This window comes from Microvirga sesbaniae, assembly GCF_025460805.1.
GTDB lineage: Bacteria > Pseudomonadota > Alphaproteobacteria > Rhizobiales > Beijerinckiaceae > Microvirga > Microvirga sesbaniae.
This window is the reverse complement of the sequence record NZ_JAMXFJ010000042.1, coordinates 1-16,832: the sequence shown is the minus strand read 5'-3', so window position 1 is coordinate 16,832 and position 16,832 is coordinate 1. Positions and strand designations below refer to the sequence as shown.

The window sequence follows — 16,832 nt, the reverse complement described above, 5'->3', positions numbered from 1 at the left end:
GGAACCAGCCGTCCATCAAAACATTCCAGGCCATCAGCGACTACGTACGGCGTGTTCTTCGGTCGTCTAACTTGAATCATTGTACCGGCCCGGACAGAGGTTCTCATGTGATGGAATGCATTATCATTGACATGCGCACATGAATTGTCGTTTATGTCGTAGAAGCGAGCGGGGTGAGTGCGTGGCGAGACACACGTTCACCTGTCCCGTCCGTTTCACGTTCGTCGGCACGTGAGCCGATCCGGTCGCAGCCTACCCGGTCAAAACAAGGAGCCCTGGTGAAGACCTTCGTCATCTGTTCCGGCGGACTGAATTCCGTTACGCGAGCACAAAGGCTTGCCGCTAACCGAACTCTCGCGCGCCCTATGCCCTTTGATCATGTTCAGCGCCACAAAAAGGAGCTGCGTTCGGCACGGGGCTGCGCTCTGCGTTTGAGCATGTTTCACAACATCATCGAGCTCTCTGCCACGGAACCTCTTCCGGCCGGATCGGCGGAAACCAGCAGCCGAGTGGTGGGCGCAAGCTCTCAAACGAGGCCTGAATGAGCTACGCCGTCAAAGAAATCTTCCTGACTCTTCAGGGTGAAGGCGTTCAATCCGGCCGGGCGGCCGTCTTCTGCCGCTTTGCCGGGTGCAATCTCTGGTCAGGACGGGAGAGCGATCGCGCAGCGGCTGCTTGCCGGTTCTGCGACACGGACTTCGTGGGCACCGACGGAACCTTCGGTGGGCGATATGCCACCGCCGCCGACCTGTGCCACTGCATTGAGGAGCATTGGGGCCCCGGGACCGATCACCGGCTTGTGGTGCTGACGGGCGGAGAGCCGCTGCTCCAGGTCGATTCCGCTCTCATCGATGAACTGCACCGCCGCTCCTTCACAATCGCAATCGAAACAAACGGCACCATTGCGCCGCCGCCGGGGCTCGACTGGATCTGCGTCAGCCCGAAAGGCAGCACCGATCTCAAGATCCAAGCCGGCCATGAGCTGAAGCTGGTCTTCCCGCAAGAGGATGCCCGGCCCGAGCGGTTTGCCTCCTTGTTCTTCGAGAGGTTCTCGCTCCAGCCGATGGATGGACCGGATCAGGTCGCGAACACGGCGCGAGCCGTCGAGTATTGCCTGGCTCACCCGCAATGGCGCCTGAGCCTCCAAACACACAAGTACTTAGGAATTCGCTGATGTGGGAACTCACGAAGTCGTTTCACTTCGAAGCCGCCCATACGCTCACGGGTACGACGCTCGGGCCAGCCAGTGAGGAGATCCATGGGCACTCCTTCCGGACCGAGGTTGCCGTGCGCGGAGTGCCCGATCCCGAAACGGGCATGCTGATCGACCTGGGCTTGCTCGAGGGTAAGCTCGCGGAGATGCGCCGCACCCTCGATCACAAGTTCCTCAACCGGATCGAGGGGCTGGAGCAACCGACACTGGAGAACATCACCCGGTTTATCTTCGATCGCGTCAAACACATCGGGCCAATTGCACGCGTGACGATCTACCGCGACAGCTGCGGCGAAACCTGTACCTACTACGCGCCGGCTGACCATGATCACCGCTAAATCCTCCGCCCTCGTGGTCTTCTCGGGTGGGCAGGATTCAACCACCTGTCTGGCCTGGGCGCTGTCGCGCTACGAGCGGGTGGAGACGATCGGGTTTTCGTACGGTCAGCGGCATGCAGTTGAGATGGACTGCCGGGAGCCTATCCGGCAGGCGCTTGCCCGCCTGTCACCGCTCTGGGCTAGCCGCCTTGGACCGGATCGGGTCATCCCGCTCGATGTGCTGGGTGAGGTCAGCATAAGCGCGCTGACCGCGGACCTGCCGGTGGTTGGCAGCCGTCCAGACGGGCTTCCCGCGACTTTCGTGCCCGGGCGCAACCTGGTGTTCCTCACCTTTGCGGCGATCGTCGCCTTCCAACGCGACCTCGAACGGGTGGTGACGGGCGTCTGCGAGACGGACTTCAGCGGGTATCCTGACTGCCGCGATGAAACCATCAAAGCGCTTCAGACTGCGCTGAACTTCGGCATGAATTCGCGGCTGGTGCTCGAGACCCCCTTGATGTGGATCGACAAAGCCGAAACCTGGGGTCTTGCACAAGCGCTGGGGGGCGATGCGCTCGTCGAGCTGATCGTGCGGGAAACCCAAACCTGCTACAACGGCGACCATCGTACCCGGCATGAGTGGGGCTTCGGCTGCGGCGAATGTGGTGCCTGCCGGTTGCGGTCAGCGGGATGGCGGCGTTGCAAACCTGTAGGTAACTCCGTTCAGTCTACATCTCCGGTCAGCTCCGGAGGAGCATGATACTCAGAGGCCGCCATTCCGATTGCTCAGGGATCCTTCTCTGCGTCCGGTGGTACCTGGCCTCTAGTCTGAGCCTAAGAAATCTTGAAGACACGGTGGCCGAGGGCGGCCTCTCTATCGACGATGCCACCATCTATCGCTAAAGCGTGCATTTCGCACCGCAGTTGCTGGAGCAGTTCAATCTTCGCAAGCGAGTTGTCAGCCGGAAGCGGCATATGGACGAGACTTACACCAAAGTTCGAGGTCAATGGAAATACCTCTACCGAGCCATCGAAAGCAACGGCGACACCGTGGAGTTCTGGTTCAGCGAGCGGCGTAATCTGACCGCCGCCAAGTGATTGCTACGCAAGGTTCTCAAGCAGCATGGCCGGCCCGGGAGGATTGTCATCGTCGGCAGCCAGACCCATCGCGAAGCAATCCCGTCGGGTGATGCCGAGGGCCGGCTGCAGGATTGATCTCGGTGCGAGGTGAAGCCGATCCGGATCCAGCAGGGTCAATACATCAACAACCGCACCGAGCTGGATCACCGCTCCGTCAAACACCGCATGCATCCGATGCTCGGCTTCAAGTCCGCGGACAGTGTCCCGCGTGATCTTGGGTGGGATCGAAATAGTCCACATGAATCGCAATTGAAAGGTGAAGTATGCTCCAAATCGGGATCCATTACTCTCCGAATAGCGTGATATTCTCGCCGCATGAGCATATGGTGGAGACCTGCTCCTTGCTTGCCCCTGCTCCGGATTTGCGGCGGAGCCTGAGATTGGTGCCTTGGACGCCATGATCAGTGCCATCGTCGATGAACTCGCGGCCAGCCTCATGGCCCGGAACTCGCTTGCTCAGGCAGGTGCTGCACAACTGCTTCTTACGGCTGGGGACAATCCGAAACACTTACACTTCGACGCCGGCTTTGCCGCGCTTTGCAATGTCAGCCCGGTCCCAGCCTCGTCCGGCAAGACGACCCGCCACCGCCTCAATCGAGAAGGCATCCGAGCTGCCAACAGCGCCCTGCACATCATTGCCATCGCGCAGACCGGACCGACCCGCGAACCAAGGCCTACATGGCCAAGCGTATGGCTGGGCGCCATTCTAAGCTTGAGGCGATCCGGTGTCTCAAACGCTACATCGCTCGCGAAGTGTTCACCTTAATTTGCCAGTGGCAAAACGAGATCGACCAGGCACGCATCGCCGCTTGACAAACAGACGGGTGACAAAGGCGTCCAGTACGTCTCGATCCACTACAACGAGCGGCTCGCCTAGGAGGGCATCGAGCCGTCGGCCGGCAGGGTTGGTGACTGCGACGCCAATGCCTTGGCGGAACCTGCCCTTGGACTCTTCAAAACCTAGGGAATCCATCGACGTGGTCCGTGGCGCGCCTTCGCAGCCGTGGAGTTCGCCACTCCCAAATGGGCCGGCTGGGTCAACAACCGGCGCCTGCCTGAGCCCGGTGGCAACATTCCGCCCGCCGAGGCCGAAGCCGCATACCATGCTCAGCTTCACGCCATGCCGACGGCCGCGTAGAAGCCAAGCCAATCAGCCACCGTGACACTCTGCGCCGTTCACTTGCGTCAGGCCCGGGTTTCAGGACCGTACGCAAAGATCCGAGAGTTCCTGGCTCAGATCGACCGTCAAGACATTGCTATGGGTACGTGAAGGCCACGGAGTTCGGGGCTCACCCAGCCACACAGGCCTGGAATTGGGCTTGCAGGCTGGGGACATCCAAGTACCGGCCAATCAGGACCAGGCGGGACTCGCGTCGCTCCCCCGGCTCCCAAGGTCGTTGAGGCGCTCCATCGAGGATCATGTGGACGCCCTGTAGGACAAACCGCTGATCATCATCCTTGAACGATAGAATGCCCTTCGAACGCAGAATATTGAGGCCTTCAGCCTGGATCAGGTCGGAGTACCAAGATAGAAAGCGACCCGCGTCGAGATCCCTGTCCGTCCTCAGGGAGACGGACTGCATCTCCTCATCGTGATGATGGTGATGCCCTTCCTCCAGGAAGTCGGGCTCGATCTCGATGATCCGGTCGAGGTCGAAGGCCTTCCGGTCGAGCACTTCCGAGATCGGGATGGCGCAGTTCTGGGTGCGGTGGACCTTGGCGTAGGGATTGATGGCGCGGATGCGCGCCTCGACCTCGTTCAGCCCTGCCTCGTTCACGAGATCGATCTTGTTGAGGATGATCACGTCCGCGAAGGCGATCTGGTTCTTCGCCTCCGGCGCGTCCTTCAGCCGGTCGGAGAGCCACTTGGCGTCGGCGACCGTCACCACCGCGTCGAGGCGGGCGGCGTCGGACACGTCCTGATCCATAAAGAAGGTCTGGGCCACGGGGGCGGGATCGGCGAGGCCGGTGGTCTCGACGATGATGGCGTCGAACTTGCCCTTGCGCTTCATCAGCCCGTCGAGGATGCGGATCAGGTCGCCGCGCACGGTGCAGCAGATGCACCCGTTGTTCATCTCGAACACTTCCTCGTCGGCGCCGACGACGAGTTCGTTGTCGATGCCGATCTCGCCGAACTCGTTGACGATGACGGCATATTTCTTGCCGTGCTGCTCGGTCAGGATGCGGTTGAGAAGGGTGGTCTTGCCGGCGCCGAGATAGCCTGTGAGGACGGTGACGGGAATCTTGTCGGTCATGGAGCGGCTCCGAATCTCGAGTTCTTCCTGCAGGGGAGCGCAGGCGCGCCCCGAGGTGAGATGATGGTGCCCGCGTGGAGATGGTCGAAGGTTCGCCCCAACTCCTTGCCATGCGAGTACCTCTCGTCTTTGGAGGGAGAATGCCCGTGGATCAGCTCGATAGAGCTCCCTGGAAGGCGTTCACATTGTTGCGGATCATATCGATGTACGTGCTGGCCGGGCCACTTTGGTCGGAGAGGACATCGGAGAAGAGGGGGCCGCCAATCCTCGCACCCGATTCCCTGGAGATCTGCTCGATCAGCCGCGGATCAGAGATGTTCTCGACGAACGCCGCCGTAATGTGTTCGGTCTTTATCTGCTTGACGATCTTAGCCACATCCGCCGCCGAGGCCTCCCCTTCCGTCGAGACCCCCTGGGGAGCAACGAAGTCGATGCCGTAGGCGTGCTCGAAATACCCAAAGGCGTTGTGGGAGGTGAGAATCTTGCGTCGCTCGGGCGGGATCTTGGCAACGCGGGCCTTTACCTCGGCCTCGAGCATATCGAGTTTGGTGAGGTAGCTCTTGGCATTGTTCTCGTAGGCTCCCTTGCCAGCAGGATCGGCCCTGATCAGCCCGTCGCGGATGTTCGCGACATAGATCTTGGCATTTGCCACGTCCTGCCACGCGTGTGGGTCAAGGTTGCCATGGTCGTGGCCAGCATCACTGTGCTCGCTCTTGCTATGGTCATGCTCCTCCTCTCCGTTGATCGCCTTGACGTTAGTGCTGGCGATCACGAGCGATGCCGTGCTGCCGGAGGATTTGACGAGGCAGTTGATCCAGTCGTCGAACCCGAGTCCGTTGACGAAGATGATCTTAGCATTGGCGACCTTTGTCGCGTACGCTGTCGGCGGGGGAAGACGTGGGCGTCCCCGTTGGGACCGACGAGTGTCATCACCTCGACGCGATCGCCGCCTACCTGGTGCACGAGATTCCCTAGGATCGAGAATGAGGCGATTGCCTTGAGCTTTGATGCTTGTGCTAGGGCCGGGATGCCGGAGAGGACAAAGGTGATCGATGCCAGAGCGGCAAGGGCAGAGCGACGACTGATCATAAGATGTCCTTTCAAAGGTTCCTGATCGAAAAGAAGGGCCTCAGGTGGCACAAAGGCCATTGGTGTCGACGGCGGTGTTCTGGAACTGAAAGGCATGGGATCGGCTCCAGTCCGCGAGGCGACGCCTAACCCGAGCCTCGGTAAGAAGCCGATGAACCCGCTCCTGTGTGCAGTTGAGGTTGGGCGGGGCAGCAGCCTCACAGTCCGTTTTTGCGAAATTCATGCGAAACCACCTTGACGTATATTATACAGTACCTATTACGTATAGTATACTATCCGTGATGCAGCCGCAACGCCCAAAGCTGGAGACTGCCATGATATCTGCTCCCTGCCGCGCGCTCGGCACCGTGCTTTCCGGGTTCATCGGCATCGGCGAGTCCACCCGGCTCGATCAAGTGCTTAACAGCCGCAAGCGCCGCAACGTGGCGGTAATCGTCCGTCACATGCGCGAGGTGAACATTGATGCCGATCTGATTCGCGAGAGCGGCGCCAATCTCGCCCGCATGGACGAGAAGCTGGTGGAGATAGCCAATGGCTGCGTCTGCTGCACGCTGCGCGGCGATCTCCTGGTCGAGGTGCGGTGCCTAAGAGACGAGGGCCGGTTCGACTACCTCTTGATCGAAGGAACCGGGATCGCCAGGCCCATGCCGGTGGCGAGTACATTCTCCTTCCGTGACGAGGACGTGAACAACCGCTCTGATGTGGCCCGTCTAGGTACCATAGCGCCCGTCGGGGACGCCGCCCATCTGCTAAAGGACTGCAGGTCCAACGACTTCCCGCGGGATCGCGGCGAAACGTCAGGCGAGGCCGACGAAGACACCCTCGTGCATCCGTTCTTGGAGCAGATGAAGTTTGCAGAGGTCGTCATCCTCAACAAGGTCACAGAGGTTACACCTGAAGCGCTCGATCTCGTGCGCAAGGTTGTTGTAGCCCTCAATCCAAGTGACCGCATCATTGAGACCGCCTCCGGGCAAGTGGGTCTCTCCGATATCTTCAATACCAAGTTGTTTGATGAGGGGAAGAGGCAGCAGCATCCGCCCTGGTCCAAGGAGCTATACGGCCATGCCGAGCATTTGCCGGAGACGGAAGATTACGGCATTCAAAATTTCGTCTACCGAACACGGTGTCTGGCTCATCCCGAGAGGTTCCGCGCGTTCATCAACGCCACATTGCCGGGGCTAATCCGGGCCAAGGGGCTTTTCTGGCTCGCTACGCGGCCAAGATGGGTCGTCGAGTTCTCGCCTGCAGGCGCTACCGTACGCATGATGGCTACGGGCCATTGGTGGAGCGCGATTCCCAAACAGCACTGGCCTGATCACCCCGAATGGAGACGCCCTCTGGGGCGGCCGGCGCCAGGAGCTGGTGTTGATCGGGACTGGCATGGATGAATCTGCCATTCGTGCGGTGCTTGATGACAGCCTGATCGGAGCGTCAACAGCGACGCAGTTCGATCCCGATGCTTATCGGCAACTGCGTGATCCCTTCCCATTATGGGGGAAAGCTGATGCAGCCTGAACGCGATATCCGTCCTGAATCCCATCACAGAATGTGCGTCGAGGAGAGGCTGACGCGGCAGACCCTCCAGTTCCGACCGATCGGCATCCTGCCGCGAGCGCTCGATCCGGTTGTAGCCGCTGGACTCGACGCGTTGCCGGTGCATCGTCTCCCGCGATTGCGGCTCGAGGGTGATCTCCAGACCTTACAGCGCGAGGTGCAGTTGCGCTTGGCAAAAGCCGGGATCGGCGCGGATTGGCTGGCGGAGTGGCTCGGCAATGACCTGAGCTTCCTCGGGCTGATGTTCTCTCAGCTCACAGGAGCTCAGCGTCTGTGCCTGCGCCTCAAGGTCACCGAGAATGATGTCTGCCGCAACTTCCATGTCGACAATGTGCGCTACCGGCTCGTCACCACTTATCGCGGTTCCGGCACCGAGTGGGTGCCACCCCATGCTCTCATAGCACTCCCGCCGAGCTCGCCAATCCCAAGCGGCCAAGTCAGACAGCTTGAGCGGGGATGGATTGCCATTATGCGCGGATGTTGCGGCGCAACGGCGGGCCATCCCGGTGTTCTGCACCGCTCGCCGGCGATCGACGGACAAGACATCGCCAGGCTCTCCCTTGCGATCAACGAAGCCCCTCGTCCGTCCTGATCCACAATCAAGGAGAGCTTCATGAACAGACGTCTCAGGCTTGCGCTGGCTCTCGGATACTCTCTCGTCGTCCTCAGTGGCGTTGCCTGGGTCCACGAGGCTTCACAGCGGGGGCGCTCCCCAGTGTCCTCGGTGTGCGACCTTTCAGGCACCGGAGCCAAGCCGATTAGAGCTTAGAGGAGTCAACAGTTCGTCCCAACGTGCACGTTCTTCCACATGCTTCGCTACCGTACAATCAGGCACAGATCTTGCAACCGTCCTATGTAGCCGTCCCTGCCCGTCATAGCCACCTTCAGCCCATCCCCCGGCATCGTGGAGCCTGAAAATGAATCAGCCCCTTCTCGCCAGTGTCGCCAGCGGAGCCTTTGTCGCCGTACTCGCCCTGGGCGCATCCTCTCCTGAAGCATGCGCTCAACTATCTGCGACGTCGGCGCCGTCGCCCGCGATGAGCCAGCAGGAAGTCAAGGAACTGCGCAAGATCGCGAACGATGCCTTCAAGCCGATTCCTTCCATGGTGCCCGAGGTCAAGGGGAATCCCGTCACCCGCGAAAAGGCCGAGCTCGGCCGCATGCTGTGGTTCGACCCGCGCCTATCCGCCTCCGGTATCCTGAGCTGCAACTCCTGCCACAATCTGGCGGCGGGCGGCAGCGACAACGTTGAGACCTCCATGGGCCATGGCTGGCAGAAGGGGCGGAGAAACTCGCCGACTGTGCTCAATTCAGTGTTCAACGCAGCGCAGTTCTGGGACGGACGTGTCCAGGACCTGCGCACACAGGCCAGGGGGCCGATCCAGGGCGCCAGCGAGATGGCAGCCTCCCCCAAGCACGTCGTCAACGTGCTCAAGAGCATCCCCGAATACCAGAACCGCTTCAGGGCCGCCTTCTCCGGAGAGAACGACCCGGTCACCTTTGACAATCTTGCCAAGGCGATTGAGGCCTTCGAGGCGACTCTGATCACGCCGGCCTCACGGTTCGACCAGTTTCTGGAGGGCAATGTGGCCGTTCTGAACGACCAAGAGAAGCACGGGCTCAAGCTTTTTATGGAGACCGGCTGCACGGCCTGTCACCGCGGCATCAATCTCGGTGGGCAGGACTATTTCCTGTTTGGCGCGGTAGAGCGCCCAGGCCGCGAGGTTCTTCCTCCCGAAGACAAGGGCCGTTTCGCTGTGACCAGGACCACCAGCGACGAATACGTCTTCCGTGCGGTACCGCTGCGCAATGTCGAGCTGACCGCCCCCTACTTCCACAGCGGCAAGGTCTGGAACTTGGAGCGGGCGGTAGCAATCATGGGTGTAGCACAGCTCGGCAAGGAGCTGACTGTTCAGGAGACGAGCGACATCGCTGCCTTCCTGCGCACCCTCACAGGCCAGCAACCTCGCATGGAGCTACCTGTCCTGCCGCCAAGCACGGAGCAGACGCCGCGGCCCGAGCCGCTAGTCAAGAACTCGCTGGAGCAAGGCGACGCGGTCGGGAGGCAGAACAGCCTGCGCTGACCGATCCCGGCCCAACCGACGGCCCCTACAACGCCTCTAGGTGCCGCGCGACCGACTGTTGAGAGAGTAGCTTGGGTGAGGCAGCCCTCAGCCGATGCAAGACCCTGATCGGTCGAGGCTGCAGGCACGGGCGTTTATGAAGCGCGTTGCCGTGGCAGCGGCAGGCAGAAGCGACCAGTGCCGGAAAGGGCAGGGAGAGTCCAATCTGTTCCTCAGCGGTTGTCCATTCAGGAAATGGTTGGAACATGACGCTCTGATGTCCGCTGTCAACGATTTTGACGCAACGATCCCGCCGCTGCGGAGAGCGGGCCCGTATCGATGAACACGCAGAGGTGGGAACGAGACCTGAAGGACGTCGGTGATCAAGCTCGGATGCGCGGATTGGCTACCGCATTCCCGAGTGTGCGTCCGGGGCTGGCCCGATCTTACAGCGGGCGTCGATCCATGGTCGGCCACAAAGCGTTTGACGGGCTTTTCCCCTGCCGTGATCCCGCCCCCGCCTCTGCATGAGAAGGAGATGTTGCCGCTGGGGCAGATCAGGCGGGTTGAACCTCCCGGGCGACCGCCCCCATGAAGCCGGCGAGCTCGCGAGCGACGGCCGTGCACACCACCGTTGACTTCTTGCCCCGTCGAGTGAGGGCTCGATAGCGGCCACTCAAACGCGTCTGGGCTTTCCAGGCGATCTCGCGCACATTCGGTGTCGTCGCTTCCAGCCGGTAGAGTTTGACTGTGCCGATGCGCGGCGGGTGCCGATAGGTCCAGGCGCTTTCCACCAGCATCTGTCGAACGCGACTGTTTCCGGCCTTGGTGATGCCGCCCCGCCGCACCGTTTCGCCGGTCGAACGCTCACTCGGAACCAGGCCCAGATAGGCCATGAGCTGACGAGGGTTCTCGAAGCGGCTGACATCCCCAACCTCGGTGACGAAGGTCACGGCGACAACCAGATCGATGCCCCGCAACGCTTGCAGGGCCCGCACGAGCGGTGCCAGAGACCAATGAGGCAGGAATTCTGCAATCGTCTGCTCGAGCCGCTCCACCCGTTCCTTCGCCAGCCGCACGGCTTCGACCCTCTCCTGCAGGACGATCTGGTGAGCGGGATGATCGAAGGTCTGCTCCTGCAGCCAGCGCAGGTAGCGCATGGTCCAGCCTGTCTTGCGTGGGTAGACATGCCCATGTTTGAGCATGAAGGCACTGACCTGCTGGCGATGCACCCGCAAGCTCTCGACCGCCGCAGCGCGGGCGCGGACCAGGTCGCGCATGGCTTCGTGACCTTCATCGGGGACCCACACCGCCGTGAGCTCGCCGGCCCGCAGAAGTCTGGCCTAGGCGATTGCATCGCGCCGGTTGGTCTTGACCCGATCGCCGGGCTTGCGCGGAATGAGTGAGGGGGCATCAACTGCGCAGGGATAGCCGAGGCTGGTGATGAGCCGGTGCAGGCCATAGCCGGTCGGGCCAGCCTCGTAGCAGAAGTGGACGAAGTCATACTTGGACGCCAAGCGCTTCACGAAGCGCCGCATGCTCTCTGCGGAAGCATCGATCTCTCCCAGGTAGCGAACTTCACCGCCCAGTTCGCCATCAGCGACCGCAACGGCATAGCGCGCTTTGGCGACATCGATTCCGACAAAAACCTCCGTAGACTGTACCATGGCTCGTCCTCCTGCGGTGAGGATCGGCTCGGACCACCCGAGCAACCCTCGGAGGCGCAGAGTAGGGCGAGCCACTTCCTCAACACAGGCGGACATACGGTCTTAAAGGCGGGCATGAGCTCTTTTTTGTAGGGCACCTCTGCTGCCTTGGTATCTGTCTTCACTGTTGAGCCGGTAGACATGTCACGATAGACTACCCTGAAAGTATTCAACAATCACTGCCCGCATATCCTTACGATTGAGACAGGGTCGTCGCGGCCTAGCAGCCACTGCTTAACGTGAGGTCTTGTCCCCGAGACTCTAGCAGGCCATAGTTGCTGACAAAGCATAAGGGGAAGTGGCATGATGGCAGATCGTGATTTTGAACTGATGACGGCAGCGTTGGCTGAACTTGCCAAGCTCAAGCGCGCCGCGGAGCATTCGAGACATTTCTTAGGACTGCTCTATGACTCCGCTTTACAGGAGTGGGCAGAGCGGCTCGGGATGGACCCACTCCAGCTCAATCAGATTGTTGCCCACGATAGCCCAGGTCGACGTAAATGCGCGCGGGCTCAACCCCACTCAAGGCCGTCACCTGCCCCACGGTGGCGCTGAGCGTGTGGCCATCATATGGATTGCCCTCCAGTGCCTTGGACGCGAGCACGAAGCCTTCGCGGTTGGTCACCGCCAGTGCGACCTTGGAGCCGAATTCGTACGGCCGATGCGCCTTGCCCTTGGCGATGCACACCACCTCTGGGGCGTGGAGGCTGTAGAGCTTGTTCTTGCTCGTGCGCTCCTGCGTCAGAAGACGCTCGACGAGGCCGAGCAGAGAAGCAAACCGGCGTGAGAGAACCTCATCACCGGCGACTTTGCGGGTGACATCGCGGTACACGCGTCCGAGATAGATCTTCAGCCGCTTCAGTTCGCGGCGCATGCGCCGCATCTGGCGGGCATGGGCATAGCGACCGACCTGCACGGCTGCGCGTTGGGCCAGACGGGTGTGGGCCTGACGCAGCTCGAGGCCATGCCGCTTGGCCTGCCGCACCAGCGCCTGCAAGGCCTTCAGGCACAGCTTCGCGTCGGTGGGATGGGCCATCGCCTTGGGCTGCAGCGTGGTGTCGACGCTGATCCGCTCCAGGCTCGACGACCGCACGGCGCCGCTGTCCAGCCCGGCCTGGATGGTGGCCGCCAGCAGGCTCTCGAGTCCGTCGGGTCCGAGCCGTTTGCGCCAGCGCGTCAGCGAGCTGGGATCGCACGGCAGCTCATGCTGGAAGTACTCACAGCCACAGAACCACTGCAAATACGGGTTCTCGATCCAGCGTTGCACCACCGCCTCATCGGACAGGTTGAAGGTGTGCTGGAGATACGACAGCCCAACCATCAGGCGCGTCGGCTTGGCGGGCCGCCCCAGGGGCCGATAGAAGCGGCCGAACTCCTGATCGAAGCGGTCTTAGTCGATGAGAGCCGCCAATCGAAACAGCTCGTGACGGGGATCGAGGATTTGGTCGAGGCGGCTGCGGTAGAGATCACCGGAACTCGGCAGCGTCGGCTTGGGTCCCATGGCAAAGCACCAGGTTTGAGCGGGTCCGTCCCCAGATGCTGGCATTTTACAATGCTTCGTGGCGACGAAGAATCCTTCTGCCCCAACAAGTTGTGGGTTATTTAGGGCCGACTAAGTGACTTGCCTCAGCTTAAAAGCACCTTCAGAGCCCATATCTCCGTTACGTTGACGATGCTCTTGCCCCTCGGTCTTTAGCACGTCATGCTTGGGCGAGCACAGGGCAGTCGAGGATAGCACCGTATTTGCGAGAGCCATTGGCGCACCGGGGGTAGTCTCTCAAGGATTCCGTTTAGCCCGTGATTGCGCTGACACGTCCCTGCCGGGGCGCGGGGCGAGCCGTTCCGCTTGTTGGTATGCGCCGCTGATCTAGCGGAGTGCATTGTCCACATAGCAAGGCTCTTTCCGCGAAGCTCCATCATGCGGAGACGGCTGTTGAGCACATCGACGGCCCTGCACTGATGGAGCTTCTGGCGAGCGATGTGGCGCATGAGAAGACTCAACAATTCCAACAACGACGAGAAACACTACAAGCACGCATCCATATCCAGACATGTGTCTCTTGCTAGGCATACGGCCAGATGCGCTCCAGAGGATCCAATTTGAGCGAAGCGGAGGGCAGCGGCAGGCGCGCGATCGTGTCTCAGACGGGCAACGTCCACCCATCATGCCACTCCGCTTGTCCCTGGATCAGCACCGCGTGAGCGCTTGGCGCACTTCCATCGCGCCTGCGTCCGCTCGCGGAAGCGCTAACACAAAGACATAACGCGTTTCTGCCAGACATGCTGCAAACAGCCAAAAGCCATTGTAGCTCTTTTCGACAACGCTCGATAGGCCGCCGCACTCGGGCAGACCTGGATCGGTTAAACTTTCTGGCCAAACCGCACCTCGTCCCCCAGAGCTTGACACAGCCCCCGAATTGCAAGCCGAGATGCATCTACTGCATTCGTGCTCTGCGCCATTGGCACGCCCTTTGCAAAGTCCTCGTCGAACGGCCACCGAAATTGCCGACCGGATCCTTCAGGTCTGAGTAACCACACAATCAATGTGATAAAGGTAAGGAAAGCAACATGCCAGAGCCGCACCAACATACTGAGCCGAGAAGCGCTTTATCGCGCCCTGACGGTCAGCCCTTAACCTATCGAAAGTACGTCGCCGGCGCCCCACGGCGATGTTCGAACCCGAGGTTCGGGAAGGTTATGTTAGAGCTGACAGCAGGATATCCCATCAACGCAATAGGGAGAAGAAACAGCATGGCGCGTGTTGCATTGGTCACCGGTGGCACCCGCGGCATCGGTGCCGCGATTTCAAAAGCCTTGAAGGATGCGGGCTACAAGGTTGCGGCCAATTACGGCGGCAATGACGAGGCCGCCAACCAGTTCAAGGGTGAAACCGGCATTCCGGTCTTCAAGTTCGACGTGTCCGATGCGGCCTCCTGCGAGAGCGGCATCCGGGCGGTCGAGGCCGAGCTCGGCCCGGTCGACATCCTGGTGAACAACGCGGGCATCACCCGCGACGGCATGTTCCACAAGATGACCTACGACCAGTGGTCGTCCGTCATCCGCACCAACCTCGATTCCATGTTCACCTGCACGCGCCCCGTGATCGAGGGCATGCGCGAACGCGGATTCGGGCGCATCATCATCATCTCGTCCATCAACGGCCAGAAGGGCCAGATGGGTCAGGCGAACTATTCCGCCGCCAAGGCGGGCGTGATCGGTTTCGCCAAGGCGCTCGCGCAGGAGAACGCCAACAAGGGCGTCACGGTCAACGTGATCGCGCCGGGCTATATCGCCACCGAGATGATGAAGGCGGTCCCCGAAGAGGTGCTCAAGTCCAAGATCCTGCCGCTCATCCCGGTCGGCCGTCTCGGCGAGGCGGAGGAAATCGCCCGCGGCGTGCTGTTCTTGGCCGGCGATAATGCGAGATTCATCACTGGCTCGACATTGTCGGTGAACGGCGGACATTATATGGTCTAGAACAAAGTAATAATCCTGCTGCGGGTAAACATTCATGCTGCGGTAAACACGCCTCGTGCAAATACCGGCTTGAGTGATGTTAGCATAGCCGGTTACCAGAGAACTTCGGTAAATGACACCTAATCGCTCTGCGAGCCATCAGCTTGCGTCTGGCTAAACGTGACGAACTCTCTTTCCCTATCCGTCGTCACACGCAAAAACGTCGTGAGCTGGAGCGGCCAGAGGCACCTTTTGGAAGGCTAATACCTGATGAGCAACGCCCGCGATTTTCAGCTTGCGCCCTCCCTGGCTCGTCTGATTGAAAAGGAGCGAGGAGGCTACCACATCCGGCAGGGCTACTTTCCGGATCGCCCGGACCGGGACATTTATGTCCAAGTCGAGGGGGAGGCGGGTCGGCTCATCCTGGTTACCAGCCATCCAACCGGGCGTATCGAGGAGGCCACGGACATTTCCTGCGCTCAAGCCGAAACTCTATTGGAGTTGGCCGCTGGACGAGTGGAGTACTTGAGCATCAGCCTGAATATCGGCCTGGAAACGGTCGCTCTCCGCCGCTTCGTCAAGCCAGGACCACTGGATTTGATTACTGTAACGGCAGAGCCAAGCAAGCCGACGCATATGTTTCAGCCGTTGGCCTGGTTTGGTCCTGAAGTCACGGGGGACTCTGCTTACCAGACCCGCTCCATAGCTTTATCCGGGCTACCCTCAGCACTGGAGGTTGAGATCACAGATGCGGCACTCAACAGTCTGCTCGATATCCTCAGTAGTCACCTCGGAGTATTCCAGTCGCAGGAAGCGGCTCCTCAGCTGTCTGCCACCTACAAATCAGCTGAGGCTAAGATTGGGGAAGATGAGCAGGGCCGGGAGGCTCTTGTAATCAGAGATAGCATCATCCGGGATCTCGCCCGTTCCTTTTCCCTTCCCCCGTACTGAAACGTCCAACAAGCGCTCACTTTAAGCGCTCACTTTTGGCTTTGGTGTAATTTTACGCTATTGGAGCTGCCCGGCCTAGTGGACACCTAAATCCCGACACTACGATTGCACCGTCCGGATATGGGCTCATAATCGCCTAATCTGACCCAAGAGGCTGCCATGACGGGTGTGGCCGTCGAGCAGGTACTCGAATTCTGGTGCGTAGAATTGCATCGGGTCGAACCTCACCTCAAATCTCTGTTTGCCCATCCCAGCATCGCAGCTTCCGCGGCGGCCCTCCTCGATGGCCTGCTCAAAAATGCCACGGTGCTTTATGCCTCTCGTCGGATGGTCCGGGCAAACCCCTTTTCTCGATGGCCCTCCCGATGCCATCGATGCCATCAATCGCATCTCCGCTGATCGCCGAAGTCCCGCGGAATCATCAGTCCTTACCTGCGTGCTGCGACCTTTGAAAGCGTCGATCTCCTGGCGGTTTCTACGTCCCCGAGGATGGTTCCAGAACGCCAGGCGCACGCCGGATCGCACCATTGAGGGGCTGTGTTGCGCCAGCCGCAATAGCGCCGAAGGCCCGCGATTCCGCAACGACGACATGCCGAAAGGGACTCAAAGAGTGACGCAACGTTGCAACCCGCTATGAGAAGACCACCCGATCCTTCATGGGCGTGCTCTGTCTCTCCGCCACTCTCGACTGGATCAAGCGCTAACAGGCCATAATAGTTCAAACGATCTGCTTCAGCAAAGCTCGCCAACAGAAGCTAGAGCGCGTTGACATTCAGGATTCCCGCGGGCTCGCAAGTCTGATTCAAGCTCCTTTTGGGAGCGGAGATTCGGGTGAGCGGAGTGCGTCTGATTTTGAAGGATCACCAATGGGATCGGATGGAGCCGCATCTGCCGGGCAAACGCATGGATCCCGGCCGAACGGCGGTCGATAGCCGGTTGTTCGTGGAAGCCGTGCTCTGGCTAGCCCGAACCGGGTCGCCGTGGCGGGATCTGCCGGAACTCTTCGGCAACTGGAACAGCGCCTTTGTGCGCTTCTCGCGCTGGTCCAAGAGGGGCGTCTGGGACCGGCTTTTTGCCGCCATGGCCGA

General features: G+C 60.5%; 11 protein-coding genes and 7 pseudogenes. 14 read left to right on the top strand and 4 right to left on the bottom strand.

What is annotated here, in order from left to right:
* Positions 1-173 precede the first annotated feature (173 nt).
* From OCW50_RS33535 to OCW50_RS28455, 7 genes and pseudogenes are all read left to right on the top strand, one after another.
* Positions 174-545, top strand: coding sequence for a 7-cyano-7-deazaguanine synthase (locus tag OCW50_RS33535; protein WP_371823128.1), 372 nt, complete (start codon positions 174-176; stop codon positions 543-545).
* A complete protein-coding gene (gene queE / locus OCW50_RS28480; protein ID WP_210806292.1) occupies positions 542-1,174 on the top strand; it encodes a 7-carboxy-7-deazaguanine synthase in 633 nt (210 codons plus the stop codon). The genes OCW50_RS33535 and queE overlap by 4 nt, the downstream gene beginning before the upstream one ends.
* Positions 1,174-1,551, top strand: coding sequence for a 6-pyruvoyl trahydropterin synthase family protein (locus tag OCW50_RS28475; protein ID WP_210806290.1), 378 nt, complete (start codon positions 1,174-1,176; stop codon positions 1,549-1,551). The genes queE and OCW50_RS28475 overlap by 1 nt, the downstream gene beginning before the upstream one ends.
* Positions 1,538-2,290 (top strand): 7-cyano-7-deazaguanine synthase QueC, encoded by a 753-nt coding sequence (gene queC / locus OCW50_RS28470; RefSeq protein WP_210806288.1) that lies wholly within the window; start codon positions 1,538-1,540, stop codon positions 2,288-2,290. Before OCW50_RS28475 ends, queC begins: the two co-directional genes overlap by 14 nt.
* Positions 2,290-2,920, top strand: a pseudogene (locus OCW50_RS28465) (IS6 family transposase); the annotation flags it as partial. The gene queC and the pseudogene OCW50_RS28465, both read left to right, overlap by 1 nt.
* A 126-nt stretch (positions 2,921-3,046) precedes the next feature.
* Positions 3,047-3,483, top strand: a pseudogene (locus tag OCW50_RS28460) (transposase); the annotation flags it as partial.
* Between the two features lie 13 nt (positions 3,484-3,496).
* A pseudogene (locus OCW50_RS28455) lies at positions 3,497-3,808 on the top strand (transposase domain-containing protein); the annotation flags it as partial.
* A 151-nt stretch (positions 3,809-3,959) separates the two neighbouring features.
* Here the strand turns inward: OCW50_RS28455 and OCW50_RS28450 are convergent.
* A complete protein-coding gene (locus tag OCW50_RS28450; protein ID WP_262266217.1) occupies positions 3,960-4,925 on the bottom strand; it encodes a CobW family GTP-binding protein in 966 nt (321 codons plus the stop codon).
* 151 nt (positions 4,926-5,076) lie between these two features.
* Positions 5,077-5,739: a metal ABC transporter solute-binding protein, Zn/Mn family gene (locus tag OCW50_RS28445; RefSeq protein ID WP_315974490.1), complete on the bottom strand. Its 663-nt coding sequence runs from the start codon at positions 5,737-5,739 to the stop codon at positions 5,077-5,079.
* Positions 5,740-6,328: 589 nt separating this feature from the next.
* Between OCW50_RS28445 and OCW50_RS28440 the strand changes: the two are divergent.
* From OCW50_RS28440 to OCW50_RS28425, 3 genes and pseudogenes are all read left to right on the top strand, one after another.
* Positions 6,329-7,529: pseudogene (locus tag OCW50_RS28440) on the top strand (GTP-binding protein).
* A complete protein-coding gene (locus tag OCW50_RS28430; RefSeq protein WP_210805201.1) occupies positions 7,519-8,160 on the top strand; it encodes a DUF1826 domain-containing protein in 642 nt (213 codons plus the stop codon). Before OCW50_RS28440 ends, OCW50_RS28430 begins: the two are co-directional and overlap by 11 nt.
* Positions 8,161-8,605: 445 nt before the next feature.
* Positions 8,606-9,652 carry a cytochrome-c peroxidase gene (locus OCW50_RS28425; protein ID WP_210805205.1) on the top strand — a complete coding sequence of 349 codons (1,047 nt, stop codon included), beginning with the start codon at positions 8,606-8,608 and terminating at the stop codon, positions 9,650-9,652.
* A gap of 536 nt (positions 9,653-10,188) precedes the next feature.
* Here OCW50_RS28425 and OCW50_RS28420 read toward each other — a convergent pair.
* Positions 10,189-11,298: pseudogene (locus OCW50_RS28420) on the bottom strand (IS110 family RNA-guided transposase).
* A 514-nt stretch (positions 11,299-11,812) separates the two neighbouring features.
* Positions 11,813-12,838: pseudogene (locus OCW50_RS28415) on the bottom strand (IS5 family transposase); the annotation flags it as partial.
* 1,250 nt (positions 12,839-14,088) lie between these two features.
* On the opposite strand from OCW50_RS28415, the gene phbB reads away from it, so the two are divergent.
* The 4 genes and pseudogenes from phbB to OCW50_RS28400 form a co-directional block, all read left to right on the top strand.
* The gene (gene phbB, locus OCW50_RS28410; protein WP_262299910.1) at positions 14,089-14,814 is read left to right on the top strand and encodes an acetoacetyl-CoA reductase; all 726 of its coding nucleotides are present in this window, start codon (positions 14,089-14,091) and stop codon (positions 14,812-14,814) included.
* Between the two features lie 249 nt (positions 14,815-15,063).
* Complete coding sequence (locus tag OCW50_RS28405) at positions 15,064-15,744, top strand: CYTH domain-containing protein (protein ID WP_114948962.1); 681 nt, start codon at positions 15,064-15,066, stop codon at positions 15,742-15,744.
* A 614-nt stretch (positions 15,745-16,358) separates the two neighbouring features.
* Positions 16,359-16,448: pseudogene (locus OCW50_RS33530) on the top strand (IS5-like element ISMex42 family transposase); the annotation flags it as partial.
* 172 nt (positions 16,449-16,620) lie between these two features.
* Positions 16,621-16,832, top strand: a 212-nt coding sequence (locus OCW50_RS28400; protein ID WP_262299909.1) for a transposase, incomplete at its 3' end; no start/stop codon positions are given.